Origin of the sequence: Aquibacillus halophilus, assembly GCF_009649745.1 — a bacterium.
GTDB classification, from domain to species: Bacteria; Bacillota; Bacilli; order Bacillales; family Amphibacillaceae; genus Aquibacillus; species Aquibacillus halophilus.
In genome coordinates, this window is record NZ_WJNG01000005.1 from 100,743 (window position 1) to 125,432 (window position 24,690).

29 protein-coding genes and 1 other RNA gene are annotated in these 24,690 nt (G+C 35.0%); 22 read left to right on the top strand and 8 right to left on the bottom strand.

Going from position 1 to position 24,690, the window contains the following annotated elements; all coding sequences use genetic code 11:
* Positions 1-164 precede the first annotated feature (164 nt).
* The 7 genes from GH741_RS07020 (at position 165) to GH741_RS07050 (ending at position 5,174) form a co-directional block, all read left to right on the top strand.
* Complete coding sequence (locus GH741_RS07020) at positions 165-338, top strand: YpmA family protein (protein WP_153736079.1); 174 nt, start codon at positions 165-167, stop codon at positions 336-338.
* A complete protein-coding gene (locus tag GH741_RS07025) occupies positions 304-837 on the top strand; it encodes a cell wall elongation regulator TseB-like domain-containing protein (protein WP_153736080.1) in 534 nt (177 codons plus the stop codon). Before GH741_RS07020 ends, GH741_RS07025 begins: the two co-directional genes overlap by 35 nt.
* Before the next feature lie 15 nt (positions 838-852).
* Positions 853-2,034: a pyridoxal phosphate-dependent aminotransferase gene (locus tag GH741_RS07030; RefSeq protein WP_153736081.1), complete on the top strand. Its 1,182-nt coding sequence runs from the start codon at positions 853-855 to the stop codon at positions 2,032-2,034.
* Positions 2,035-2,054: 20 nt separating this feature from the next.
* On the top strand, positions 2,055-3,347 hold the full coding sequence (asnS, locus tag GH741_RS07035) for an asparagine--tRNA ligase (RefSeq protein WP_153736082.1): 1,293 nt from the start codon (positions 2,055-2,057) through the stop codon (positions 3,345-3,347).
* Positions 3,348-3,466: 119 nt separating this feature from the next.
* A complete protein-coding gene (locus GH741_RS07040; protein ID WP_153736083.1) occupies positions 3,467-4,153 on the top strand; it encodes a DnaD domain-containing protein in 687 nt (228 codons plus the stop codon).
* A 9-nt stretch (positions 4,154-4,162) separates the two neighbouring features.
* The gene (gene nth, locus GH741_RS07045) at positions 4,163-4,828 is read left to right on the top strand and encodes an endonuclease III (protein ID WP_153736084.1); all 666 of its coding nucleotides are present in this window, start codon (positions 4,163-4,165) and stop codon (positions 4,826-4,828) included.
* Complete coding sequence (locus GH741_RS07050; protein WP_153736085.1) at positions 4,821-5,174, top strand: YpoC family protein; 354 nt, start codon at positions 4,821-4,823, stop codon at positions 5,172-5,174. Before nth ends, GH741_RS07050 begins: the two co-directional genes overlap by 8 nt.
* A gap of 67 nt (positions 5,175-5,241) precedes the next feature.
* Here the strand turns inward: GH741_RS07050 and GH741_RS07055 are convergent, their stop codons facing one another.
* Both GH741_RS07055 and recU read right to left on the bottom strand, forming a co-directional pair.
* Positions 5,242-7,944, bottom strand: a complete 2,703-nt coding sequence (locus tag GH741_RS07055) for a PBP1A family penicillin-binding protein (protein WP_153736086.1) — start codon at positions 7,942-7,944, stop codon at positions 5,242-5,244.
* A gap of 18 nt (positions 7,945-7,962) precedes the next feature.
* Positions 7,963-8,550: a Holliday junction resolvase RecU gene (recU, locus tag GH741_RS07060; RefSeq protein ID WP_153736087.1), complete on the bottom strand. Its 588-nt coding sequence runs from the start codon at positions 8,548-8,550 to the stop codon at positions 7,963-7,965.
* A 194-nt stretch (positions 8,551-8,744) separates the two neighbouring features.
* Here recU and GH741_RS07065 point away from each other — a divergent pair, with 194 nt between their 5' ends.
* The 10 genes from GH741_RS07065 (at position 8,745) to GH741_RS07110 (ending at position 16,188) form a co-directional block, all read left to right on the top strand.
* The gene (locus GH741_RS07065; protein WP_153736088.1) at positions 8,745-9,713 is read left to right on the top strand and encodes a DUF2515 family protein; all 969 of its coding nucleotides are present in this window, start codon (positions 8,745-8,747) and stop codon (positions 9,711-9,713) included.
* 310 nt (positions 9,714-10,023) lie between these two features.
* The gene (locus tag GH741_RS07070; RefSeq protein WP_153736089.1) at positions 10,024-10,332 is read left to right on the top strand and encodes a hypothetical protein; all 309 of its coding nucleotides are present in this window, start codon (positions 10,024-10,026) and stop codon (positions 10,330-10,332) included.
* Positions 10,333-10,384: 52 nt separating this feature from the next.
* Positions 10,385-10,741 (top strand): DUF1798 family protein, encoded by a 357-nt coding sequence (locus GH741_RS07075; protein WP_153736090.1) that lies wholly within the window; start codon positions 10,385-10,387, stop codon positions 10,739-10,741.
* Between the two features lie 151 nt (positions 10,742-10,892).
* Entirely contained in the window at positions 10,893-11,366 is a 474-nt protein-coding gene (locus GH741_RS07080; protein ID WP_476693039.1) for a cytidine deaminase, read from the top strand.
* 98 nt (positions 11,367-11,464) lie between these two features.
* Positions 11,465-11,842 carry a CotD family spore coat protein gene (locus GH741_RS07085; RefSeq protein WP_153736092.1) on the top strand — a complete coding sequence of 126 codons (378 nt, stop codon included), beginning with the start codon at positions 11,465-11,467 and terminating at the stop codon, positions 11,840-11,842.
* 102 nt (positions 11,843-11,944) lie between these two features.
* On the top strand, positions 11,945-12,511 hold the full coding sequence (locus tag GH741_RS07090; protein WP_153736093.1) for an SLOG family protein: 567 nt from the start codon (positions 11,945-11,947) through the stop codon (positions 12,509-12,511).
* Positions 12,512-12,573: 62 nt separating this feature from the next.
* On the top strand, positions 12,574-12,870 hold the full coding sequence (gene gpsB, locus GH741_RS07095; protein ID WP_153736094.1) for a cell division regulator GpsB: 297 nt from the start codon (positions 12,574-12,576) through the stop codon (positions 12,868-12,870).
* A gap of 99 nt (positions 12,871-12,969) precedes the next feature.
* Positions 12,970-13,348, top strand: an RNA gene (gene rnpB / locus GH741_RS07100) — RNase P RNA component class B.
* Between the two features lie 104 nt (positions 13,349-13,452).
* On the top strand, positions 13,453-14,583 hold the full coding sequence (locus tag GH741_RS07105; RefSeq protein ID WP_153736095.1) for a THUMP domain-containing class I SAM-dependent RNA methyltransferase: 1,131 nt from the start codon (positions 13,453-13,455) through the stop codon (positions 14,581-14,583).
* Between the two features lie 105 nt (positions 14,584-14,688).
* The gene (locus GH741_RS07110; RefSeq protein WP_153736096.1) at positions 14,689-16,188 is read left to right on the top strand and encodes a carboxypeptidase M32; all 1,500 of its coding nucleotides are present in this window, start codon (positions 14,689-14,691) and stop codon (positions 16,186-16,188) included.
* Positions 16,189-16,230: 42 nt separating this feature from the next.
* Here the strand turns inward: GH741_RS07110 and GH741_RS07115 are convergent, their stop codons facing one another.
* From GH741_RS07115 to GH741_RS07130, 4 genes are all read right to left on the bottom strand, one after another.
* Positions 16,231-17,880, bottom strand: a complete 1,650-nt coding sequence (locus tag GH741_RS07115) for a b(o/a)3-type cytochrome-c oxidase subunit 1 (protein WP_153736097.1) — start codon at positions 17,878-17,880, stop codon at positions 16,231-16,233.
* Positions 17,881-17,882: 2 nt separating this feature from the next.
* The gene (locus GH741_RS07120) at positions 17,883-18,383 is read right to left on the bottom strand and encodes a cytochrome c oxidase subunit II (RefSeq protein WP_153736098.1); all 501 of its coding nucleotides are present in this window, start codon (positions 18,381-18,383) and stop codon (positions 17,883-17,885) included.
* 34 nt (positions 18,384-18,417) lie between these two features.
* On the bottom strand, positions 18,418-18,570 hold the full coding sequence (locus GH741_RS07125) for a cytochrome c oxidase subunit 2A (protein WP_153736099.1): 153 nt from the start codon (positions 18,568-18,570) through the stop codon (positions 18,418-18,420).
* Positions 18,571-18,885: 315 nt separating this feature from the next.
* On the bottom strand, positions 18,886-19,455 hold the full coding sequence (locus tag GH741_RS07130; RefSeq protein ID WP_153736100.1) for a hypothetical protein: 570 nt from the start codon (positions 19,453-19,455) through the stop codon (positions 18,886-18,888).
* Positions 19,456-19,595: 140 nt separating this feature from the next.
* On the opposite strand from GH741_RS07130, the gene GH741_RS07135 reads away from it, so the two are divergent.
* From GH741_RS07135 to GH741_RS07150, 4 genes are all read left to right on the top strand, one after another.
* Positions 19,596-20,363, top strand: a complete 768-nt coding sequence (locus GH741_RS07135; protein WP_153736298.1) for an SDR family NAD(P)-dependent oxidoreductase — start codon at positions 19,596-19,598, stop codon at positions 20,361-20,363.
* 101 nt (positions 20,364-20,464) lie between these two features.
* A complete protein-coding gene (locus GH741_RS07140) occupies positions 20,465-21,553 on the top strand; it encodes a type III polyketide synthase (protein WP_153736101.1) in 1,089 nt (362 codons plus the stop codon).
* Positions 21,550-22,068 carry an isoprenylcysteine carboxyl methyltransferase family protein gene (locus tag GH741_RS07145; RefSeq protein WP_153736102.1) on the top strand — a complete coding sequence of 173 codons (519 nt, stop codon included), beginning with the start codon at positions 21,550-21,552 and terminating at the stop codon, positions 22,066-22,068. The genes GH741_RS07140 and GH741_RS07145 overlap by 4 nt, the downstream gene beginning before the upstream one ends.
* Positions 22,069-22,170: 102 nt before the next feature.
* Complete coding sequence (locus GH741_RS07150) at positions 22,171-22,443, top strand: DUF6123 family protein (RefSeq protein ID WP_153736103.1); 273 nt, start codon at positions 22,171-22,173, stop codon at positions 22,441-22,443.
* Between the two features lie 9 nt (positions 22,444-22,452).
* Here GH741_RS07150 and GH741_RS07155 read toward each other — a convergent pair whose 3' ends face one another.
* Both GH741_RS07155 and GH741_RS07160 read right to left on the bottom strand, forming a co-directional pair.
* Entirely contained in the window at positions 22,453-22,842 is a 390-nt protein-coding gene (locus tag GH741_RS07155; protein ID WP_153736104.1) for a ribonuclease HI family protein, read from the bottom strand.
* 1 nt (position 22,843) lies between these two features.
* Complete coding sequence (locus GH741_RS07160) at positions 22,844-23,518, bottom strand: queuosine precursor transporter (protein WP_153736105.1); 675 nt, start codon at positions 23,516-23,518, stop codon at positions 22,844-22,846.
* A gap of 310 nt (positions 23,519-23,828) precedes the next feature.
* On the opposite strand from GH741_RS07160, the gene GH741_RS07165 reads away from it, so the two are divergent.
* Entirely contained in the window at positions 23,829-24,686 is an 858-nt protein-coding gene (locus GH741_RS07165) for a DUF72 domain-containing protein (protein ID WP_153736106.1), read from the top strand.
* Positions 24,687-24,690 lie beyond the last annotated feature (4 nt).

Below are 24,690 nucleotides of genomic sequence, written 5' to 3' on the forward strand. Positions count from 1 at the left end.
TTGAAAAAAATACACTTGTACATCAAAATGAAGGTGAAAACTGTTATAATCAAAAAGAATTAATTGTTTTCAACTTTACTTGTATTATTGGTTAAAATTAAAGTACTATGTGTAACAAATTTTGTGAGTAACAAAAGATCTTCTTAACAATTGGAGGCTATAATATGGAAAACAATAAAATTGAGACACTTTCTACACTAAGAATACAACACAGTGACGATTTATATAAAATTGTCGACTGTCTAAATCGCACATTGAAGGAAGACGATTTAATGTTTGGACTAGCATTAGATGAGGACGATGATGGAAAAGCAGTTTTTACCATTTACCGCACCTAATTGGCTAAAGTGGGCTGTAATAGCCTTGCTTGTAATTTTCATTGGAGTAATAACATATTTGATTGATACGTATAATGAGGTTCAAGCAAACAGAGTCTCCGGCTTTGATGAGTCAAAAGAAGTAGCATTAACTGAAACTGAATTAGTTTCCATAGATGTCGTATCAAGATTTCACGGTGAAAAGTACTATCACGTAGTTTTAGGAAGAAATGATGATGGAAATATTGGTGTTGTGTATATCTCCATGGAAGATGATGATGAAGAGGTCCTTTATTTTGATCTAAACTCATTTGTCTCTGAAGAAGAAATGTTAAGCAACTGGAGAGATGCTTGTTCAGGATGCAATTTTCTAGACATTAACTTAGCAATTGATAAGGAACAACCCTTATGGGAAATAAAATACATAGATAGTAAAGATCGGTACGTCTTTGAATATTACACAGTAGAAGATGGCTCTAGTTATGAACTCTATTTTCGATTACAACGATCTTTATATTAGAAAGGTGATTAACAAATGGAACTAGCAACTCGCGTCAAAACTTTAACCCCGTCATCAACGCTGGCAATTACAGCAAAAGCTAAAGAACTAAAGCAATCTGGTCATGACGTTATTGGACTGGGTGCAGGTGAGCCAGATTTCAATACGCCTGAACACATACTATTAGCTGCAACTAAAGCAATGAAAGATGGATTCACAAAATATACACCTTCTGGTGGAACAGTTGAACTTAAAAAGGCAATTATTGACAAGTTAAAGCAGGATCAAGGACTTTCTTACCAATCAAATGAAGTTATTGTCACTACCGGAGCAAAACATGCCTTATACACATTATTTCAGGTTTTATTAAATCCTGGTGATGAAGTCATCGTTCCTGCCCCTTACTGGGTAAGTTATCCAGAACAAATCAAGCTTGCTGAAGGTGAGCCGGTTATCGTTGAAGCACTTGAACGAAACGAATTTAAGTTAACACCAGACCAACTTGAATCTGTGATTACAGCAAAAACGAAAGCGGTAATTATTAACTCACCAAGCAATCCGACAGGGGTTATGTATTCAAGAGAAGAGTTAAGCGCACTTGGAGAAATTTGCGTAAAGCACAATATTCTAATTGTATCAGATGAAATTTATGAAAAACTGATTTATACTGACGAGCCTCACGTATCTATTGCCGAGGTTTCAGAGCAACTAAAACAATTAACTATTATCATCAATGGAGTATCTAAATCACACTCGATGACTGGATGGAGAATTGGTTACGCTGTAGGTGATAAGGATATCATTAAAGCGATGACAAATTTAGCTTCCCATTCTACATCGAATCCAACTTCCATTTCTCAATATGCTGCAGAAGCAGCTTACACGTCCTCTCAGGATGATGTAGAAATGATGCGAGTTGCATTTAAAGAAAGACTAGCTAAACTTTATGAGTGGATTACTGATATCCCAGGAATTGAATGTGTAAAACCAAAAGGAGCATTCTATCTGTTCCCTAATGTGAGTGTAGCGGCTAAGAATAATGGATATGACAATGTAGATGATTGGGTTACTGCATTATTAGAAGAAGAAAAGGTTGCTCTTGTTCCAGGCTCTGGATTTGGTTCTCCAGATAACGTAAGATTATCTTATGCTATTTCACTTGATCAATTGGAAGAAGCGGCTAACCGGATTAAACGTTTTGTATTAAATCATCAATAGTATCTCGGAGGTAATTTATTTTGAAGACAACAATCGATCAAGTTTCTAAACACGTAGGGGAAGAAGTAACAATTGGAGTTTGGCTTGCTAATAAACGCTCAAGTGGTAAAATAGCATTCCTTCAACTAAGAGATGGAACAGGATTCTTCCAAGGTGTTGTGGTAAAAGCAGAAGTATCAGAAGAAACGTTTCAAATAGCCAAGAATTTAACTCAAGAAACTTCTTTATACGTAACAGGCGTTGTAGCAGAAGATGCAAGGTCACCATTTGGTTATGAGTTACAAGTAAAGAACATTGAAGTAATTCATGAAGCTGTTGATTATCCGATTACACCTAAAGAACATGGCACTGAATTTTTAATGGATCACCGTCATCTTTGGCTACGTTCTAAGAGACAACATGCAATAATGAAAATACGTAATGAAATTATTCGTTCAACCTATAATTACTTTAATGATAACGGTTATGTTAAGATTGATCCTCCTATTCTAACTGGTTCTGCAGCTGAGGGAACAACTGAGCTGTTCCATACACAGTATTTTGAAGAAGAGGCATATTTATCCCAAAGTGGTCAGCTATATATGGAGGCTGCTGCAATGGCTTTTGGAAAGGTATTCTCTTTTGGACCTACTTTCCGTGCCGAGAAGTCCAAAACAAGAAGACATCTAATCGAATTTTGGATGATTGAACCTGAGATGGCATTTATGGATCACGAGGATAGTTTAGTGGTGCAAGAACAATATGTAAGTCATATCGTTCAGTCGGTTCTAAAAAATTGTAAACTAGAATTAAATACCCTTGGAAGAGATGTTGAAAAACTTGAAAAAATCCAAGCGCCATTTCCACGAATTACTTATGACCAAGCAATTGAACTTTTAAAAAAGAATGGCTTTGATGACGTTGAGTGGGGAGAAGACTTTGGAGCACCTCATGAAACAGCAATAGCTCAAAGTTTTGATAAACCCGTGTTCATCACACATTATCCAGCTGAGATTAAAGCTTTTTACATGAAGCCAGACCCTGATAGACCAGAAGTGGTACTATGCGCCGATTTAATCGCTCCTGAAGGCTACGGAGAGATGATTGGTGGGTCACAGAGGATAGATGATCTAGAATTAATGGAACAAAGGTATAAGGATCATAACCTAACAGGAGATGCATACCAGTGGTATCTAGAGTTACGAAAATACGGTAGTGTTCCACATTCAGGTTTTGGATTAGGACTTGAAAGAACAGTAGCATGGATTTCTGGTGTAGAGCACGTCAGAGAAACTATTCCTTTTCCTAGATTGCTTAATCGCTTATATCCTTAATTTTCAACAAAAAACAAAATTTAACGATCCCTTGCCACATTTTGTGACAAGGGATTTGTATTTTTATGTCCTTTTGTTTAGTTGGTCCATGATATAATAAATTTGAGGTGAAATGCTAAATGACATATAAATATAGTTTCCAGTCGTTCATGAAAGATCAATTAGTCATTCCAGCAATTCTTCTAAAGAATTATACCAAATTTAATTTGAATGAAACTGAGGTTATGGTATTATTACAAATCCACCGGTTTCAAATGGATGGTAATAGTTTTCCTACTCCAAATGAACTGGCAGATAGTATGACACTTGATGTTCAAGAATGTTCTGCAATATTACGTAAATTAATTCAAAAAAACATACTTATAATTGATCAGTCCCACAATGATATAAATGTTTTAAATGAATCCTATTCTTTAGAAGATTTCTGGAAAAAAATATATACAGAGAAGGACTTTAATGGTGACAATAGTGCTCAAGAAAAAGAAATGAACATATTTATTCTTTTTGAGCAAGAATTTGGACGACCATTATCGCCTTTTGAAATAGAAACGATTAACATTTGGATAGATCAAGAGGAACAGGTACCCTCACTCATCAAAGCAGCTCTACGAGAAGCTGTTCTAATGGGTAAGCTGAACTTCCGGTATATTGATCGTATTCTCCGTGAATGGAAGAGAAAAGGAATTAGGTCTGTCGATCAAGCAAGAAACCACAGTAGACAATTTCATACAAACCAAAATAACCAATCAACTAAACAAGAGCCACAACGAGATGTATCATTGTATTATAATTGGTTAGAAGAGTAGGGATAAAAAATGTTAAACAAAACACAAATTCGATATTGTTTAGATGTAATGAAAGATATGTTTCCGGAAGCTGAATGTGAGCTTGTTCATAAAAATCCATTTGAACTAGTTATTGCTGTTGCATTGTCTGCTCAATGTACGGATGCCCTGGTGAATAAAGTTACAAATGGATTGTTTCAAAAATATCAATCACCTGAGGATTATTTAGCTGTACCACTAGAAGAATTGCAACAGGATATTCGCTCAATCGGACTCTATCGTAACAAGGCCAAAAATATTCAAAAGCTTTGTCAGATGTTACTAGATGACTATGCTGGTGAAGTCCCATCGTCTAAGGAAGAACTTGAAAAACTTGCTGGTGTTGGTAGAAAAACAGCTAATGTTGTTGCATCGGTCGCTTTTAATGAACCTGCTATCGCAGTTGATACCCATGTCGAACGGGTGTCAAAACGACTAGCTATTTGTAAATGGAAAGACTCAGTAATAGAAGTAGAGAAAACATTAATGAGAAAAGTCCCACGTGACGAATGGAGCGAAACTCATCATCGAATGATTTTTTTCGGAAGATATCATTGCAAAGCACGAAACCCAAACTGCAATGAATGTGATTTACTGGAATTATGCAGAGAGGGGAAGAAAAGAATGAAGGTTAGGGAGAAGGGGATAAGTGTTTAAACAAGGATCTGCGTTAATTACAAATTGGAAAAATAACAGGGACAAGATTTCTGCTTTATTCAAAGAGAGAAAAAGTCAAACTGCAAAAAAGCCATTATTAGAAAATGCGGAAAAATTTATGCAGACTGTCTACATTTTAAATCATCATAGTTGGAATGAAGAAGCTAACTTTAGTAAAGACATTGAAAATTTTATCCATAAACCTTTCAATGTGTCAGAAAGACTGCAATTCATCGTTGACAATGCTGAACATTATCATTCTTATATACAACTTAATGAGCTATTTAATGAAATAGAGAAAATCTACGCAAGAGTAGAGATACTAGAGGTTAAAAAACATAAATAAATAAAAGAAGGCAACATGCTAAGTTAGCAGATGCCTTCTTTTTTTAGTTTGGTACTTATTTTTGGACTTATTCTATTTCAGGATCTAGACCTTCAGTAGAAAAATTAATTGAATCAGGTTCTCCTCTGTTGTCGGGATCATTTTTGTCAAATGCTAAGACTCTAACTGAATATTCTTTGTCTCTTTGTAAATTAGTAATCCTAGCATCTCTACTATTGGAATTAAATGTTTGTTCAACTGCACCATTGCTACTTACTGTTATTTCAAATGCAATCGGGCCTTGTCCTTGGTATTCCCATGATAAGGAAACCGAATTATTAATCATGTCATACATATGACTTAAATTTTGAACTGGATTCACTTCAACTTGTTGTCCATTGTCGCCTTGTTCATCATCATTGTCTTCATCACCAGGATTCTCTTCTTCCTCTTCCTCCTCAGACTCTGGTTCTTCCTCAATTTCTTCTTCTGGAACTTCAACTTGAACAGAAACAGGTTCACTAACGTTCTCTTCATTATTGTCACTAATAACAGTAATCTCAATGGTGTAAGTGGTGTCTCTGTCAACATTGCTAATTTCTAATTGGGTTTCTTTAGTTGTTGTAAGACTTGTAAGGTTACTAGGATCTGTCCCGGCAGAAACATCAAAAGAAACTGGTCTTTCATCATCGGTTTCATAATCCCAACTAACATTTATCAAGTTGTTTTCTTCATCGTATTCTGCTGTAAGACCAGTAACTGGATCAATTTGATCGTACTTTTCAGATACTTCTGTTGGTTCAGTACCACTTACAAAAAGTTCAGTTACCTTTTCAGATTCAGGAGTGTAATCACTCGGTAACATTGCAGGATTTGAACCTTTTTCTACAGTTACTTCGACAACAGAGTTTGGTTGAACAAAATCAGGTGTATCAATCCCAGCAGATATCCCGCTCATTGTAAGGCTAAATAGCTGTTGGGCAATTTTAGTATCTGTTAACACTCTTTTCTGGTCATCATAACCAGTCCAAACTGCAATTGTGAAATTAGTTGTATATCCACTAAACCATGAGTCAGGGCTACCATCTTTATCCGGTAAACTTGTTGTACCAGTTTTACCTGCTATTGGAAGTCCTGAAACATTTGCTGCTGTTCCAGTTCCTTGAGTCACAACTGTTTTAAGTAAATCGGTTATCATGTAAGCTGTATAATCTGACATAACGGTCTGTGGTTCAGGTTTTAAATCAATACTACGACCATCATTGTAAATGACCTTTGTAACTGAATAAGGTTCATTGTATATTCCTTCATTAGCAAAGGCTCTATAGGCACCAGCTAATTCTAATGGGGTAACGTTTGTACTTGTACCTCCAATAGCGTCACGAAGGCTCATATCATCATTAAATTCAATTCCTAGACTTTCTGCAAAAGGTTTTGCAGTTCCAGTACCAATTTCTTCAAGTGCCTTTACAGCTGGAACATTAAGCGACTCTTGTAATGCATAGCGCATCGACATCCAGCCTTGGTATATTCTGTTCCAGTTACGTATCGGGCCTGAAGCCCTTTCAAACGGTGCATCATCATTAAATTGATGATAGGTTGACCATTTCTCGGACTCTATGGCCGGTCCGTATGCAGTAATCGGTTTGAATGCAGACCCAGGTTGTCTGCCATCACCTTGAAAGGCATAGTTCCAACCACCATTTCCTCGATTACGGCCTCCACCAATTGCACGAATAGCCCCTGTTTTGGTATCTAATACGGATAAACCGGTCTGGAAATCTTCATCAGGATAGTTAATGGGATTGTCAGGGCTGTCTGAGAGTAACAATTCTACCTGTTTTTGAGCATCTTGGTTTAAAGTCGTATATATTTCAATGCCTTCATTGTAAATATCAATTTCTAATTTTTCCTGTATTTCTTCAGCAACCTTTTGAATGAAGGCTTCATAAGGGGTGGATTCAATACTTGAATCGACAAGTAATGATTCAACTGTTACCTCTCTAGCTTCATTTGCTTGTTCTTCTGATATTTTACCGTGCATCACCATTAAACTTAATACAGTATCCATTCGCTCCTGTGCTAAATCGGGATTGACAAATGGATCATAGGCTGAAGGACGTTGTGGCAGACCTGCAAGTAGTGCAGCTTCTGGTAGGGTAAGATCATTTAGATCAGTTTTCCCAAAGTATGTTTCAGCCGCTTTAGCCACACCATAAGACCCAGCACCATAGAAAATTTTATTTAGATACATTTCTAAAATCTCTTCTTTTGAATACTTGCTATCTACACGAATTGCTATCCATTGTTCTTGAACTTTACGTTTTAACCTTTTTTCAGGTGATAGGAACGAGCCTTTTACAACTTGTTGAGTTATTGTACTAGCCCCCTCGGAGCCAAAACCATCAGTGATATTTGCTAAAATAGCACCACCGATTCTTTTTAAATCAATACCTATGTGACTACGAAACCTAGCATCCTCAGTAGCTATAACAGCGTCAATTAACACATCAGGTAGTTCATTGTAGCTAATTTTAGTTCGTTTCTCTGTACCTAGGTCAGCAAACAATTCACCTGTAGTATCAAAAACCTTTGTTGATGCTGGATCTGATAAAAGCGATTCATCTATATCAGGCGCAGTAGCAATATAGTAGGTAAATAACCCACCGACCCCTAATGCTGATACTAAAAATATAATACCAATTATTAAAAGTACCTTTTTCCAAATTGGTTTTTTAATTTCTTTTTTTTGCTTTCTTCTAGCTGTACGAGATTGGCCTTCATTTGCCATAACTCATCTTCCTCCGTTCTAAAAATAAAGCTGGTCAATTATAGACAAATAATCCACCCTAGCTTGATATTGGAATGGGATAATAATCCCATCCTCCTTAATCTTTGAATAGGGAATAGATTTTTTCCCTCCATTAAATTGACTGTCCCAGTATGGAAAAAGTTTCACTGCTGGGAAAAAATATGTTTCATCATAAACAGAAAATCGTATGATCATGAAACAAATTCCACCATGATTATTGACAGCCTGCATGTGTTCTATTTGATGTTCATGAATATTAGACAAAGGGAATGACGTTTTATTCTTCGTCTGTTTCGCCTCAAAATCGATGTATTTATTCCGATATAGTCCATTATAATCGGTAGTCGACGCTTGTTTAAAATAGCCTTCCTTTATTACAGCTGCACTTCTTTTAGGATAATCTACCTTTACAATTTGAACTGGTGTAGGTTTTTTATGGATTACAGCTTTATTTGTATTTAAATAATAACTATTTGTTTCATTGATGTCCTCTTCAAGCGTCATCCCCCGATTACTAAAGCTTGTCTTTTGCTGAGTTACTGCTTTTGTACGGAAAGAAGAACTCTTTCCGTTTGGGTATTTCATGTAACATTCCTCCCCATACATGAAAGTATCATACCAAAAAATGGTACCATCTGAGAACTAAAATCTAAAAAAATATTGTAAAGTGATCCGTTACAAGTCTTTTTTAGATGTCTTAGTAAAGGTAACTACTTAATAGTATAACAAATACTTACTGTTACTGATGAGTAAACTACCTTGGAAAGGAGGAAATGAAGATGAATGAAAATAATAATGAAGAAAAACCGTATTGGATTTCCTTAGTATCAAACTATACCAAAAATTTTAATGTAGATAACATTTCTCGTACTAAAGCGTATCAAAGCTTTTTTAAAAAGAATCCTGAAATAAAATGGGCATTTCTTGCTAGCATGGTTTCAAGAAACGCAGGGTGGAATATGACCGAATTAGAAACTAATGTGTATAAAGAAATTTTATCGAACAAAATCAGAAAACAACTATTTTCAACCTATGAACGAGCAAATTGGTTAATTTTCTCCGATGCATATCCACAACTTTTGTTATATCAACTATCAAAAGAATTAAATAGACCAATGTTTGATAAACTGAGATATTTGTCGGTATCTTCTTTTATGATTAAAGAATGGTATCACTTTTGGAGCTGTAATGATGAAAATCGACTAATGACAGCCTTAATAATAAACGAGCAAAATATTATCCAGACACCTGTAACTGATCATCCATTCTATAAAAAGAATGTCTTTTCAAGATGGCCTTATTTACTACAGGATTTTTTCTATTTAAATGCGATTATTTTTCCGAGTAGAAAAGGGGACATGTTTGCCTATTATGTTCATGATTTTAGAGATATTACAAAGAGAATTTCCTTTGGGAAAAAACTAGCTAGTATTTTATTCAATGAAAAGTTATTTGATGAGTACCTTGATTTCGCTTTAAATACGGAACATACCGGATCTACTATTGATTACATAAAGTATTTGTCTAAGTCCCCAAGAGAAGCATCTCCTATATTAAGAACAAATCTTCCGATTATTTCCCATCAAGATAAAATTCGCATAGATTGGTACTTAAAAGGGGGGTGTAAACAAAAATGGTGGAAAACATATAATGTGGATTTGAATGACAATTCATGGAATTCCTTCCAAATAAAAAAAGAGACAATACAAATTTTCTACAAACTTAAAACATTATTAAATAAAAAATAAAACCTTTGCTGTGATAGCAAAGGTTTCATTTTTTATACAGAAGGGCGATCGGGACCTTCTAATTTTTTATTACCATAACCAGGACGTTTTTCTTCCTGTTGTTTAGCATTATTTTTTTTGTCATTTCTTTTCGCTTTTTTGTTCAATTGAATCCCTCCTTATGATTAGTTTGAGACAAATCGTTTAAAAAAATACAGCACAAATTCACTAATAATGTATGTTTAGTTCTAGTTTTGTCGGACACGAAGGGATGTATCAAAGAAAGCCGAATAGTTGTCTTTAAGATATGGATAACAGGGAGGTTATAAATATGGAACTTGCGGTAAAAAATACTTATCAAGTTGAAAGTCAAGTAGTTACTAAGAAAGAATTTGAAAAAGGATTTATAGAGCTAATGGACCGAGTGAGAATTATTGATCAAAAACTTTCAACAAAAGCTGATGAAGTAGTGTTCACAATAACAATGACTCATCGTCAAGAAATAGAAGAGTTACAATTTGAAATTATCAGGCTGAACAATGAGCTTAAAAAAGTAAAAAAACAACAAACACACTATTTTATTCCGAGGTATCGTGCTACCAGCCTTAAAAAAAATCCTTTTAAGAAATGGTTTAAATAAATTTTACTTGCCCGCAAATAATGATAAAGTGTAATTGAAAGGCGGGGGTTTAATGGAATTGAGAGACAAAATCGACCAACTAACAAAAGAACTTGAAAAACTTAAGGAGCATTATTTAAATAATGAAAAGCCCGAAAATAAAAAAGATAGAGAGTTTTTTATATTTGTTAAAGAACAGACAACACCTGTTTATCAATTAATTCAGGACTGGGAAGTTGAAGCAACTGCTTTTGTAAAGCAAAGAAAAGTTCGAGTTCATCCTCAGCAAGTTGTTTCTACAAGTGAGAACTTGGAATTGTTATTAATGCACAGCTATTATATTGATGTGAAAAAGAAACGATATATGGAGTTATATAAATCAATCCACTATGTATTTGATTTATTGTTAAATGACTTAGAGTCAGATTAAATTTAATGCAAAAATTAAAGTTTCAAATAAGTTTATGTATTCCTGAAATTTCATATAAACAGATAAATAATTTCAATATGGAAAACCTTTAAAAGAAGCCCTTTTTCTTTTATCCTATCTGAATTATAATTAAAAATGTAAGATGGTATAAATAGTAAAAGTTTCTTACCTAGTCGAAACTAATTTTCAGGCGGACTCGAAAGGATGCATAAAATTGGACACTAACTTTTTATTGGAAAAAGCAAAAGAGATTCGAACAAAAGCATATACACCATACTCAAAATTTAAAGTAGGCGCAGCATTATTAACAAAGTCAGGGAAAATTTATCAAGGATGTAATATTGAGAACGCTGCTTATCCTGTTAGTTGTTGTGCAGAACGAGTAGCTATATTTTCAGCAATAGCTAATGGTGAAATGGACTTTGAGGAATTGGCAGTTGTTGCCGACACAAAGCGTCCAGTCCCACCATGTGGTTCATGTAGACAAGTAATGAGTGAGTTTTTTGACAAGGATATGAAAATTCATACAAGTAACCTAACTAATGATGTGAAAACAATGACAATGGACGAACTTTTACCATTTTCATTCAACCAAAATGACTTAGAAACAGCAGATAAAGAATAAAATTTAAATAAAAGCTCCAAAATTAGGTTTTTGTCTTAGACATGTCTCGATTTCTTTACATAGGTTATAAGTGAACCTAAATAAGAAAGGAGATCATTATGAGACATCATAAACCCTATGGTTGCCCAAAGCCAGTTGAAACAGTTGTATATCCAACAGACTATAATGTAGTGAATAAGTGCTCTGAAAACGATGTTAAACATGTGCATCCTTCACACACAACTATTGCAAACCATCACTTGCAAAAGAATATTCATGTCTATCCACATTCTACTTCAGTAGCGAATACGTTTAACAGTGTTGATTTATATGGAGGTGCCTATAATGTACCGGCACCACCAAGACCACCAGCAGTTCCCCCTGTAGGACCTGCAGCAGGTGTGCCTAGACCACCTGTAGGTCCGTACCCGGGAGCACCAGTGCCACCAGCTGGACCAGGTGTAGCACCAGGAGTTAATCCTTTTTATCGTCGCTAAACAAGTAGATAAGAGAGCTGGAGTCCATCCAGCTCTCTTGTTTTTATTATTACTCATATTTTAATACTGAAAAGCGTACTTATCTATAAGAGGAGTTTATCAATGAAGATTATTGCACTTACCGGTTATAAGCCATTAGAGATGAACATATTTAAACCAAAAGATCATAAAATAGACATTATTAAAGAAGCTATTAAAAAAAAGTTGATTTCTTTAATCGATGAAGGCTTAGAATGGGTTCTTATGTCTGGACAAATGGGGGTTGAGCAATGGACTAGCCAAGTAATTATTGAATTAAAGGATCAGTACGAAATAAATTTTGCGATCATACCACCTTTCGAAAATCAACAAGCTAGATGGCCGGAGCATTATCAATCCGATTATGAAGAAATTATTATGGAGGCTGATTTCTTTCAGACTTTATACAAAAGTGAATATAAAGGTCCGTACCAGTTTAAAGCTAGGGATAAATGGTTAATAGATAAGAGTGAGGCATGTTTAATTTTAATGGATGAAGAATTCCCAGGTAGTACAAGCTTTTTCTTAGAAGAAGCCAAAAAAGCTGGTGAACGCGAATTTTATCCGATACTAACGATAACTCCTTTCGATTTAGAAGAGATTGTCCAGGAAATTGAAATTAATAATACTGATTATTGGAACAATGATTGACATTTTAGAATATTTTTGAAAAAATAAAGGATAAGCTCTGCGAAATATGAGGTGATAATAGAATGAATTTAGAAAGAGTCCAATTTAGTGGTAAAGATATACTTGAGAAGAACTTTAAAACAGCAATGCGCGGGTACAACCAAGAAGAGGTAGATGAGTTTTTAGATTCTGTAATTCAAGATTATGAAGTTTTACATCAGGAGATAGAACGACTAAGACAGGAAAATGAGCGGTTAAAAAAACAACCTGAAGCTTCAAGAAACAGACCAGCGTCATCTAACCAAGTTAATTATGATGTTTTAAAGCGTTTATCCAATTTAGAAAAAGCTGTATTCGGCAAAAAATTTGCTGATTCGTAATGTCTTAAATTACCAGTGAAAGTCGATGATTATTGTGTTAGAATTTGTTCATTGACTCTTATTGATTTTAAGATTACAATGAATTAGCAAATTAAATGAATGTTTGAGTAATCGCTGCATCTCTTTTGATGTAGAGGAAAGTCCATGCTCACACAAGCTGAGATGCTTGTAGTGTTCGTGCTTGACGAATTCATAAGTCAAGGTAACCTTTGGGTTAACGGCAGGGAAAATACCTAAGTCTTATAGATATGGTATTACGACCTTGAAAGTGCCACAGTGACGTAGTCAAGTAGGAAACTGCTTGAATGGAACGAGGTAAACCCCACGAGTGAGCAACCCAAATATTGGTAGGGGCATCCTGGATTAGGGAATTCAACCAAAACAGGGACAAGCATCGTCTTGTAGATAGATGATTACTACTTGCGTACGAGGCTGACCACCGTTTGCAGTGCAATAGTACAGAACATGGCTTACAAAACATTCATTTGGTCTATAATATAGAAGACAGTTACCCTTTCTAACATGCATATTGCTTTAGAAAGGGTTTTTTACTATTAACTTAGAAAGGAATTACATATTACCATGAGACAAGTTACTTTAATTGCTACCGCAGCTATGGGATTAGAATCAATTGTTGCAAATGAGGTTCGTGACCTGGGTTATACAGACTTAACTGTTGAAAATGGACGTGTCATCTTCACAGCCGATGTGACAGCGATACCTCGTTGTAATTTATGGTTACGAACTGCTGATCGTGTTAAATTACTTATCGGCCAATTTGAAGCAAAGAGCTTTGATGAATTATTTGAGAAAACAAAAGCATTACCTTGGGAAGATTTTATACCAGAGGATGGAGAATTTCCCGTCATTGGTAAATCAGTGAAGTCGACCTTGTTTAGTGTCTCAGACTGCCAGTCCATCGTTAAGAAAGCGATTGTTGAGCGAATGAAGATAAAGTACGGGATCACCTCTTGGTTTGAGGAATCTGGAGCCTTTTATAGAGTGGAGATTGCTCTTTTAAAAGACGTTGCTACCTTAACCATTGATACATCAGGCGTTGGGTTACATAAAAGAGGATATCGTATAGGTCAAGGTGATGCACCGCTAAAAGAAACCTTAGCAGCAGCATTAATCAAATTAACTAATTGGAAGCCAGATTATCCATTTGTTGATCCGTTCTGTGGTTCTGGTACAATTCCAATTGAAGCAGCGTTAATCGGCCAAAACATTGCACCAGGTTTCAACCGTGAATTTGCTTCAGAAAACTGGTCAATAATACCATCAAACCTTTGGGAAAAAGCACTAGAAGAAGCAGAAGATTTGGCTAACTATGATCAAGTTTTAGATATCACAGGTTCCGATATTGACCACCGAATGATTGAAGTATCAAAAGATAACGCAATTGAGGCTGGTCTAGGAGATTTAGTAGATTGGAAACAAATGCAGGTAAGTGACCTTAACCCTAAAAAAAATAATGGCTACATCATTAGTAACCCACCATACGGGGAAAGATTAGGGGACAAAAAAGAAGTAGACAAAATGTACAAAGACTTAGGTCTGGCCATGCAAAGTTATCCGTCATGGAGTGTCTATGTTTTAACTTCTAACGAAGATTTTGAAACGTTATACGGTCTAAAAGCAACGAAAAAACGGAAGCTTTTTAACGGATTTATTAAAACAGATTACTATCAATATTTTGGTAAACGTGTGTAATATCGAGTTGTTTTCAGTGAAAGTGCGGTGATTACTCATCACTAACTGAGAAAAGCCGCTCGCACGTTCTATCTATATTTGGCTTAAAGGAAAGGGGAGAGAAATATGACTTTAGGCAGTGAGTTGGAAAACGACTTTTTAGAGTTTCTTAAAGAAAAAAGCTCCTATGAAGAAGCGTTATCATTAATACAATGGGACTTAAGGACATATGCACCAAAAAAAGGAAGACAACAACGTGCAGATGTAATTGGATTTCTATCTCAAAAGCTACATCATTTATCCACTTCAGATAAAATGAAGAATTTCATTGACGAGTTGAAAGGTCAAACTGAGAATATAATTATTAAGCATTCGATTGAGGAGTGCGAAGAAGATTATAATCGGAATAAAAAAATACCGGAACAGGAATACAAAGAGTACATCATGCTTTGTACGGAATCAGAAACGATTTGGGAAGAAGCACGTGAGAAGAATGACTTTACACTATTGCAACCCTATTTGGAGAAATTGGTTGATTATAATAAAAAGTTTGCTGAATATTGGGGCTATGAAAAAAATATATATGATGCATTGTTACATATGTATGAACCAGGTGTAACGACAGAAGTCTTGGACGAAGTCTTTCCAAAACTTAGAAACTCATTGTCCAATTTGTTGACTCAAATAAACCAATCAACGAATAAACCTGATCCTACAATATTACAACACCATTTCCCGAAAGATAAGCAAGAGCAATTCAGTTTAGAGATTCTTAAACGTATGGGTTATGACTTCCAGGCAGGTAGGTTGGATGAAACTGTACATCCCTTTGCTATATCTCTTAATGCTAACGATGTTCGTGTTACGACTCGTTATGACGAAGATGATTTTCGAATGGCTGTATTTGGGACTATCCACGAAGGCGGACACGCATTATACGAACAGAACATAAGTAATTCATTAGCACAGACCCCACTTGCAACGGGTACATCGATGGGGATACATGAATCACAATCATTATTCTGGGAAAATTTAGTTGCGAGAAGTGAAGAATTTTGGACAAATCATTACCAATTGTTCAAATCATTTGCTCCGGATCAATTTGAAAATGTTGAACTTCAAGATTTTTATCGCTCAATCAATGAAGTAAAAGCTTCTTTTGTAAGAATTGAAGCTGATGAGCTGACGTACTGCTTACATATTATGGTACGATACGAATTGGAGAAGGCACTAATCAATGGAGAGATTGAAGTAAAGGATTTACCAGAATTATGGAATCAAAAAATGGAAGATTATTTAGGTATCAGACCAAACTCAGATAAGAATGGCATTTTACAAGACATTCACTGGTCCGCTGGTAACTTTGGATATTTTCCTTCTTATGCATTAGGGTACATGTATGCTGCACAGTTTCACCACAGCCTCACTAAGACAATGGATGTCGGTAAGGTAATAAAAGATGGTGACTTTGGTAAGGTGAAGGATTGGCTAGGCATTAACATACATCAATACGGGAAAATGAAAAAGCCTTTACAGATTCTAAATGATGTGACTGGTGAATCATTAAATCCCCAATACTTGGTTAATTACCTAACCAACAAGTACAGTAAAATTTATCAGTTGTAATTCAAAATTAAAGCACACGCCAAAAGGCGTGTGCTTTAATTTTTATTTAATTATAATATCAAATGGTGGAGAACCCGGTGGTGAATGCTGGATTATATCAATTACTGGAATTGTATAGGCAAACAGAATTAGTGCTATGGTTATCCCAATCCATAGTTTCCAATTTTCTAAGAACATTGGAGTTGGTTCTGCATTTTCGGATACCTTAGCAAGTGGAAATTCCTCAACACCTTTTGGTGCAGCCCAAACCATGTAAATGAAAATATAAACCATTAGTATAATCCCAATAAATAGAATAGAACCTCCTACAGCTTGAGCTATTTGGTAGCTAATCCATTCACTAGCCTGTTCTGTTCCACCATAAGTGGAATAGGAAGAACGACGAGGTGCGCCTAGTAAACCAGCTATATGCATGGAACCTGACATAATCGTCATACCAACAGTCCAGACTATTGTTTGAATAATACCTAGAGTATTAATCTTAGAAGTTAGTTTCCTTCCAGTTAAAGAAGGAATTAACCAGTACGATATACCGAAAAAGGTAAGTATTACTGTTGTTCCTACGGTTAGATGGAAGTGACCAGTCACCCAAATCGTGTTATGCACAACTTGGTTCATTTGATTTGATGCATTTATGATACCGCCAGTACCGGCAGGGATAAAGAATATCATACCTACCATTGGAGCAAAGAAACGTACATCTTTCCAGGGTAGACCTTTTAACCAACCAAATAACCCAGTATATCCTTTTTTCCTTCCCGTAATTTCAAATGTAGCAAACATCGAAAAAGCAGTTAGTAATGAAGGAATAATAACCATAAACGTTAATACGACTTGGATAAACTTCCATAGTGGATCAATACCAGGCTCTGTCAACTGGTGGTGAAAACCAACTGGAATAGAAAACATTAAGAACAGTATAAACGCTAGTCTAGCTAATGAGTCACTGAATATTTTCCCACCAATAATTTTTGGTATAATTGCATACCAAGCCATATAAGCAGGTAGTAACCAGAAATAGACTAATGGATGACCAAAATACCAGAATAAAGTTCGACTTAACAATACATTAATAGTGTCTACCATTCCTAGTGACCATGGGATAAATTGAAGGATAACAGTTGCTGCCACTCCCAAAGTTGCAATAAACCAAAGTAACATATTTATAACTACCATGAATGCAAGAAGAGGGGACTTTTCTCCTTTGTTTTTCTTTTTCCATACATACAGTTGTCTAAAGTTAGTAAAGCAGCCAATCCAACTTCCGATAACAACTAGCGCTAACCCAATATAAAATGTTGGGAAGGCTTTTAGAGGTGCATAAAATGTATATAAAACGTTTGCCTGCCCAAGCAAAATTGTAACAGCAGTAGTAACTGTACCAAATAACATAATCCAGAAACCAAACCAAGCACTATCTCTTTGTTTATCAGTCATTCCCACTGTCTTGCTCATTAGTGAAAATTGAAAACCAATAATAAAGAAAGTAGTTAACACAAGTGCTAATATTACCCCATGTACAGTAAGTATTTGATAATAGCCAATTCCAAAAGGTAATGTAAATGTTCCTGCTCGTACCAAAGTTTGTAATAATCCCATTAATCCTCCGATAAATAATGAGACAAATGCAACATGCATATGAGCCATTACTAATTTGGAGTCAAACTTATTCAAGTTAGTATTTGTTGTCATGGTTAGTACACCTCCACAGTGCTGGCCATATAATGATGACCTGTTCCGCAGTATTCATTGCAGACTAGAGTATAAACACCAGGCGTCTTTAATACAGTTTCCAATGAACTGATATGCCCTGGTTCAACCATCATATTTACATTTGTACCAGCTAAATGAAATCCGTGTACTACATCTACCGTAGTTACTTGAAACAAGACAGTAGACCCAGCTGGAATTCTAATGTTTTTAACGGCGGACCCTTCTTCATCTAACCCAAGATCATAGTTAAAAGCAGAAGCTATTACACTAACAATATATTTATCATCATCAAGCTGACGAAGACCTAGGTTTTCTTCTCTGAAGGCTTCATGTGCTTCAACATTTTGTGGATCAATCGTAGCCAAATGACTCGGAGGTTGCATTCCTTTATAAAATGCACCAATTCCTAATACCGTTAAGAACAAGATTAATGATCCAATTCCAAATATAAGCCACAGTTTTTCGTATTTGTGTAAATGCATAAACTTTCCCCCTTACAATCTATCAAATTGTTTACTAACGTGCGACGAACAATGCAAAGACAATAAACCAACTAACTACAATAAATGCACCAATACTAAAAACAGCAATCAATGTACCTTTTAATTCAGGTTCCGATTCCGATGCGGGTTGCTTATTCTCTTTTTGTAGTGGATTTATATTAGACATTGATCTTTCACCCCTTTTATACTTACTTCACTAATTATGTTACATGAAAAATCCGAGTTAGTGGGCAGTAAATCCTATGATTCACAAATTTCTCATAAATGGCCAATTCACCTATTATTTAAATTTTTCAAACCTTTTTGTTTATAAAGTTTGTGACAATAATGTGAACTTTTATGGAGATAATTACCAAATTAAGCGGGTTTTTCAAGGTTGATTTGGTGGGTGTGAGGAAAAACTAAAGTTATCTTTGCTATTTACTAATGGATTTGAAATAAAAAAGAGTCTTGAAAGTAATACTTTCAAGACTCCAATATATTAGCTAAATGCAGCTGACATATCAGGAACTATTAATTCAAGTTCCTCATATAGAGAAGCAATTGTACTTTGAAATTCATCCCACTTGGATTGTGCAGATGAAAAGTCAATCTCTTCAGCATCCAAAGCTGTTTGAACTTCACTATAGTAATCATTCAATGAAGAAATTGCAGTTTGGTATTGTTCTTGTAATTCGTCTGGCATTTCTGCATTCACTTCATAGTTTTCAAGCGCTGCTTGTGCTTCTTCTGCAGCAATTTTTGCTTCATCGGCAAGTGCTTGAAGATCTTCTTCTGATAATTCTTCGTTTCCAACAGAAGCTTGATAGTTATTAATTTCTCGTTGGAATGGAGTTACTTTTTCAGCAAGTTCCAATTGTTCGTTTAGTAAAGCTGATTTTGTTTCTTGTGATCCATGCTCTTCAGTATTGGTAGCTTGCTCTTCAGTTTCTTGTGTTTCCGTTTCTTCCTGGTTGTTCTCTGCATTATCAGTTGATTCTTCGTTTGTTTGTGAACATCCAGCTAAAAATAATGCAAAAACTAAACCAAATACTAATAAAAATTGTTTCATGTTGACTCCACCTTACTTCATATTTAATGTATCTCAGTACAAGTTTAATACCCTAATTTTGAAAAGTAAAGAATCCTTAAAAATGTCATAATAGTAGAATAGTTATGAATATTTCGTTAAATGAAAAGGAGAGAACAACGTTGTATTTACCTAGTTTTAACCTGGAAGGAAAACTTGCTGTAGTCACAGGTTCTACAAAAGGAATTGGAAGGGCGATTGCACTTGCCTATGCAGAAGCAGGAGCTAACGTAATCTTAATATCGCGAACAGAAACAGAGTTACTGAGGGTTAAATCAGAAATAGAGGCTTATGGAAGAAAAGCTTATACAATCTGTAGTGATGTGAAAGATTACTCTTATATAATTGAACAAGTGGATTTTATTATTGGACAAACACCTATTGATATTTGGGTTAACAATGCAGGAATGAATATTAGAAGTGAAGCACTAGATGTTACAGAAGACGAATGGGATCGTATTGTTGACATAAATATGAAAAGTTCATTTTTCTTAGCTCAAGCAGCTGCGAAAAGAATGAAAAATTACAAACAGGGTAAAATCATTAATATTTCATCAGTTGGTGGACATGTAGCTTTGCCTACAGGTGTTGTCTATGCAATGACTAAAAGTGCTTTAATTCAAATGACAAAAAATTTAGCTATGGAATGTGGAAAGTACGGCATTAATGTTAACGCTATAGGCCCATGGTACTTTCCAACTTCATTAACAGAAAAACTGCTAGAAGATAAACAGTATGTAAGTGATATCCTCTCAAGAACACCATTAAATCGCCTTGGAAAACTTGAAGAATTAGCTGGAACAGCAGTATTTTTGGGGTCAGAGGCAAGTAACTACATTACTGGACAAACGATTTTTGTTGATGGGGGAATGACCATCTATGGATTTTAAATAATCAATTATAAAAAGCATTGATTCTAATGCTTTTTTTTTACCTATTTGTGATAATTACAGTATTAAAGTGCAAGCTATTACTAAAAAGGTGAGATTCTATGTCATATATTTCTTCTGTTGGAATAAGTACCCCGGAACATAATCTTTCTCAAAATGATGTGAAACAATTCGTAACAGCTAATTTTCCACGGCCTAAAAGAGACATCGAAAGACTATTACCAATTTTTGAAAATGCGAACATTTCTAACCGTCAATTTGTTGTAGAGCAATCATGGTTTGAGAGGGAACATTCCTTTGAAGAGCGTAATAGTTTGTATCAACAAAAAGCAATTGAACATGGTGAAAGAGCAATAAATCACTGTTTAACAAACACTGACTTCTTAACAAAAACGATTCCATATGAAGCGGTCGATGCAATTATTTTTGTCTCAAGTACTGGAATTTCTACGCCATCTATCGATGCACATTTATTAAACAGAAATAAGTTTCGTGATGATGTAGTCCGAATTCCTTTATGGGGATTAGGATGTGCCGGTGGTGCTAGTGGATTGGCAAGAGCAAAGGATTGGCTAACTTCGCACACTAAAAGTTGTGTTTTGGTTGTGTGTGTTGAACTGTGTAGCTTAACCTTTCAAAAAGACGATTCCAAAAAGAGCAATTTTATTGGGACAGCTTTGTTTGGAGATGGGATAGCTGCAGCGTTAGTTATCGGTGAAGAATCTAGCTTTTTAAATAATAGAAGGGGCCTATCACCAAAAATCGGTTTAACAAGTTCTAAATTAAAAAAAGATAGCTTAGATGTTATGGGTTGGGATTTCACTGGCCATGGATTTGAAGTGGTGTTTTCCAAAAGCATTCCACAATTAGTTAATACCTTTTGGAAAGAACATCTTGAAATATTTTTGCAGGAATTAGGTCTAACAAGGAAGGACATACCTTTTTTTGTTGCACATCCGGGCGGAAAAAAAGTATTGGAGGCAATGGAAGGGGTACTTGAAATTACTAGTGAAGCATTGGACCACTCATATCAAGTGTTGAATCGACATGGCAATATGTCATCGTCTACAGTCCTATACATTTTAGCAGAATGGATGAAAGAAGATATCAGTGCAGGAGAAAAAAGTATATTGTCTGCGCTTGGTCCAGGTTTTAGCTCTGAATTACTAAGTTTGGAGTGGTCCTCATGACAATAGGATTATGGATTATTTTTCTCTTTTTAATTTTTCAGCGACTAGTAGAACTTGTAATAGCAAGAAGTAATGAAAAATGGATGATACAGCGTGGGGCGATAGAAACTGGGGAATCACATTATAAATGGTTTGTGATAACTCATTGTTTTTTTTTCGTTTTCATACTATTCGAGGTGTTTATTAATTCAGAAAAAATTGCTCTTTCACCATTACTATTTATCATATTTTTATCCACTCAAATTTTTAGGGTTTGGTGTATTGCTTCACTAGGTAGATATTGGAATACTAAAATTATTGTTCTCCCTGGGGCTAATCTAATTAGGAAGGGACCTTATAGTTTTCTTAAACACCCGAATTATTTAATAGTAGGAATAGAACTATTCGTCATTCCATTGATGTTTCAAGCATATATCACTTCTATTTTATTTCCAATTCTCCACCTTTTACTTTTATACATCCGAATTCCAAAAGAAGAACAAGCATTACTTGAGCTAAATACCAATAATGAATAGTATGGTCAATAACGATGTAGACAAACTGATGTTCGTAAATTATACTATTTATAGATAGAGAACTTTTAGAATTTTGTATTTTAGTAATCGAGGTGTCCCTACATGAGGAAAATAGACCAATTAGGATTTTATATTGAAGATTTATGGTCAAAGGGATTCAAATTGACTGATGAAGAAGTGCATTTCATATACTTCGGCAAGAATTCTACAAATGCGCCTGAATGGAAAGTGAAAATGGCAATAAAGGAAACATTGCGTGTTCAGTATTCGTTTGACAGAAGCTTTTTCCTCAGTCTCCTAGAATCTTTAAATAAAGAAACGATTAAGACTAGAAAAGAAGCTAGTACTATGCTTAGACATAGAGGACTACCCTAAAAGTATAGACTAGCTATTGTGGATTGCTTTTCTTGCCAAACGATCTGCATGCTTGTTTTGCTTTTCAGGTATCCATTTAATAAAAAAATGCGGAAATTCTTTTGAATTTTTAAGGATTTTTTCTAATAAATGGATATACTTAACATTTTTAGTGAATTCTTTCTCAACGACATCTACTACTAATTTGGAGTCCGATCGAAAAGACAAAATCTCATTCGGAAATTGCTGTTTACACAGCTCTAGGGCTTTAATAACAGCCCAAAATTCCGCTTCATGATTTGATAATTTACCAAGGTGATAACTATATTCATGTTTATTAGAACCATCAATGATGTAAATACCCGCCCCGCTTAATCCAGGATCGCCACTTGCTGCTCCATCAGTATATATTTCAATCATACTATTTCTCCTTAAACTTTTTAGCTATATATAAGAATGGCGTATCAAAAACTGCCACGATAAATTTAATAATATAAGTAGAAATAAATATCTCTAACCAAATATCAATAGGATATTTTCCGTAAAAAGCAATAAAACAGAAGATAGAAGTATCTATTAGTTGACTAACCATGGTACTACCGTTATTTCTTATCCATAAAAATTTTTGTTCTGGTAGGATTGTTTTAATTTTAGTGTAGATCCAAACATCAATGTATTGACTAATAATGTAAGCTGTTAGACTACCGAGAGCTATACGAGGAACAAGGCCAAAAAGAGTAGATAGTGAGTTCTGTGCGATGTCATCTGGTCCTGGATCAAATTGTATTGCAATCTGCATCATAATTGTCATCGCTATTAATGTCGAAAATCCCAACCAAACCGCTTTTTTCGCCTCATCTTTCCCGTACTTTTCGTTAAGTATATCTGTAGCCAAGAATACTGTTCCATAAATAATATTCCCCAAGGTAGCTGTCAAACCAAAAAGTTCAATTGTCTTAACTACCTGAATATTAGCTAGTACCGTTGACATGCCAATCCATACAAATAATCCTGGTTTCCCAAAAATACGATAAATTGCAATCAGCATGCTAAAATTAGCAACTGCAAACAAAATCCATAACCATTCGTTCGTCATTCCATAAATTCCTCCATAGTTTTGATAACGCGGGGATTTGCGAACCGCAATATAGTCATATTGATTTAGTATAAGCATATGCCTAATGAAGATTAATAATCAAGGAAAAAAGTTTGTAATCTGTCATTACTATTTTACAATTTCTATTGACCATCTTTGAACTATGATCATTTTGATTTTCACAATCTTTCCAAAACAGCTAGTCGTCATTCAAATTCGCCTATGATTTGTTAAAATAAAAAGATTATTATATGATTTAGAAAAATCCGATTTCTCTTTGCAATCTGCTGTTAGAGATAGAAGGGAGTATATGTTGACAATACTTATTGGTTTGACCGGTTGGGGAGATCACGATTCTTTATACCAAAATAAAAGTGGTTCTAAAAATAAGCTAGTAACCTATAGTTCTAATTTTCCAGTGGTAGAGATAGATTCTTCTTTTTATGCTATTCAACCAGTAAAGAATTACGAGAAGTGGGTTGACGAAACACCCGCTAGTTTTTCGTTTGTAATTAAAGCTTATCAAGCTATGACAGGTCATGATAGAAAGGTAATTAGTCTAACCGATGCGAAGAATATGTTCAAAGCATATAGAGACTCAATACAACCCGTGGTTGATGCAAACAAATTAAATGCAATTTTGTTTCAATTTCCACCATGGTTTGATGTTAGCAAAGGAAATATCACGAAAATTAGAAGGATCAAAGAATTCCTTCCAGACTTACCTCTTGCTTTAGAATTTAGGAATCAAACATGGTTTAATGAAAATCATAAGGTCGGCACATTAAATTTCATGAGAGAGGAAGGATGGATTCATAGTATTTGTGACGAACCACAAGCGGGGACGGGCTCTGTTCCAACCATTTTGGTTCCAACCAACACAGAAAAAACACTTGTCCGTTTTCATGGCAGAAATATGCATGGTTGGAATAGGAATGGCAGGTCTGATTGGCGGGAAGTTCGGTATCTGTATAACTACAATGACGAAGAATTGTACGAGTGGAAGAGCCATATTCAAAAATTAAAAAAACAAACAAAAAATATCACTGTTTTATTTAATAACAATTCTGGAGGAGATGCTGCCGATAATGCAAAAAAGTTAATTGATCTATTAGAAATTAATTACAAAAACCTGCATCCTAAACAAATGAATTTGTTTAATTTTTAAGGGA

Excerpts from the sequence above, each read along its gene's own strand:
- GH741_RS07020 (WP_153736079.1), top strand. The coding sequence starts at position 165 with ATGGAAAACAATAAAATTGAGACACTTTCTACACTAAGAATACAACAC.
- GH741_RS07025 (WP_153736080.1), top strand. The coding sequence starts at position 304 with ATGGAAAAGCAGTTTTTACCATTTACCGCACCTAATTGGCTAAAGTGG.
- GH741_RS07030 (WP_153736081.1), top strand. The coding sequence starts at position 853 with ATGGAACTAGCAACTCGCGTCAAAACTTTAACCCCGTCATCAACGCTG.
- GH741_RS07040 (WP_153736083.1), top strand. The coding sequence starts at position 3,467 with ATGACATATAAATATAGTTTCCAGTCGTTCATGAAAGATCAATTAGTC.
- nth (WP_153736084.1), top strand. The coding sequence starts at position 4,163 with ATGTTAAACAAAACACAAATTCGATATTGTTTAGATGTAATGAAAGAT.
- GH741_RS07055 (WP_153736086.1), bottom strand. The coding sequence starts at position 7,944 with ATGGCAAATGAAGGCCAATCTCGTACAGCTAGAAGAAAGCAAAAAAAA.
- recU (WP_153736087.1), bottom strand. The coding sequence starts at position 8,550 with ATGAAATACCCAAACGGAAAGAGTTCTTCTTTCCGTACAAAAGCAGTA.
- GH741_RS07065 (WP_153736088.1), top strand. The coding sequence starts at position 8,745 with ATGAATGAAAATAATAATGAAGAAAAACCGTATTGGATTTCCTTAGTA.
- GH741_RS07070 (WP_153736089.1), top strand. The coding sequence starts at position 10,024 with ATGGAACTTGCGGTAAAAAATACTTATCAAGTTGAAAGTCAAGTAGTT.
- GH741_RS07075 (WP_153736090.1), top strand. The coding sequence starts at position 10,385 with ATGGAATTGAGAGACAAAATCGACCAACTAACAAAAGAACTTGAAAAA.
- GH741_RS07085 (WP_153736092.1), top strand. The coding sequence starts at position 11,465 with ATGAGACATCATAAACCCTATGGTTGCCCAAAGCCAGTTGAAACAGTT.
- GH741_RS07090 (WP_153736093.1), top strand. The coding sequence starts at position 11,945 with ATGAAGATTATTGCACTTACCGGTTATAAGCCATTAGAGATGAACATA.
- gpsB (WP_153736094.1), top strand. The coding sequence starts at position 12,574 with ATGAATTTAGAAAGAGTCCAATTTAGTGGTAAAGATATACTTGAGAAG.
- GH741_RS07105 (WP_153736095.1), top strand. The coding sequence starts at position 13,453 with ATGAGACAAGTTACTTTAATTGCTACCGCAGCTATGGGATTAGAATCA.
- GH741_RS07110 (WP_153736096.1), top strand. The coding sequence starts at position 14,689 with ATGACTTTAGGCAGTGAGTTGGAAAACGACTTTTTAGAGTTTCTTAAA.
- GH741_RS07115 (WP_153736097.1), bottom strand. The coding sequence starts at position 17,880 with ATGACAACAAATACTAACTTGAATAAGTTTGACTCCAAATTAGTAATG.
- GH741_RS07120 (WP_153736098.1), bottom strand. The coding sequence starts at position 18,383 with ATGCATTTACACAAATACGAAAAACTGTGGCTTATATTTGGAATTGGA.
- GH741_RS07125 (WP_153736099.1), bottom strand. The coding sequence starts at position 18,570 with ATGTCTAATATAAATCCACTACAAAAAGAGAATAAGCAACCCGCATCG.
- GH741_RS07130 (WP_153736100.1), bottom strand. The coding sequence starts at position 19,455 with ATGAAACAATTTTTATTAGTATTTGGTTTAGTTTTTGCATTATTTTTA.
- GH741_RS07140 (WP_153736101.1), top strand. The coding sequence starts at position 20,465 with ATGTCATATATTTCTTCTGTTGGAATAAGTACCCCGGAACATAATCTT.
- GH741_RS07145 (WP_153736102.1), top strand. The coding sequence starts at position 21,550 with ATGACAATAGGATTATGGATTATTTTTCTCTTTTTAATTTTTCAGCGA.
- GH741_RS07150 (WP_153736103.1), top strand. The coding sequence starts at position 22,171 with ATGAGGAAAATAGACCAATTAGGATTTTATATTGAAGATTTATGGTCA.
- GH741_RS07155 (WP_153736104.1), bottom strand. The coding sequence starts at position 22,842 with ATGATTGAAATATATACTGATGGAGCAGCAAGTGGCGATCCTGGATTA.
- GH741_RS07160 (WP_153736105.1), bottom strand. The coding sequence starts at position 23,518 with ATGACGAACGAATGGTTATGGATTTTGTTTGCAGTTGCTAATTTTAGC.
- GH741_RS07165 (WP_153736106.1), top strand. The coding sequence starts at position 23,829 with ATGTTGACAATACTTATTGGTTTGACCGGTTGGGGAGATCACGATTCT.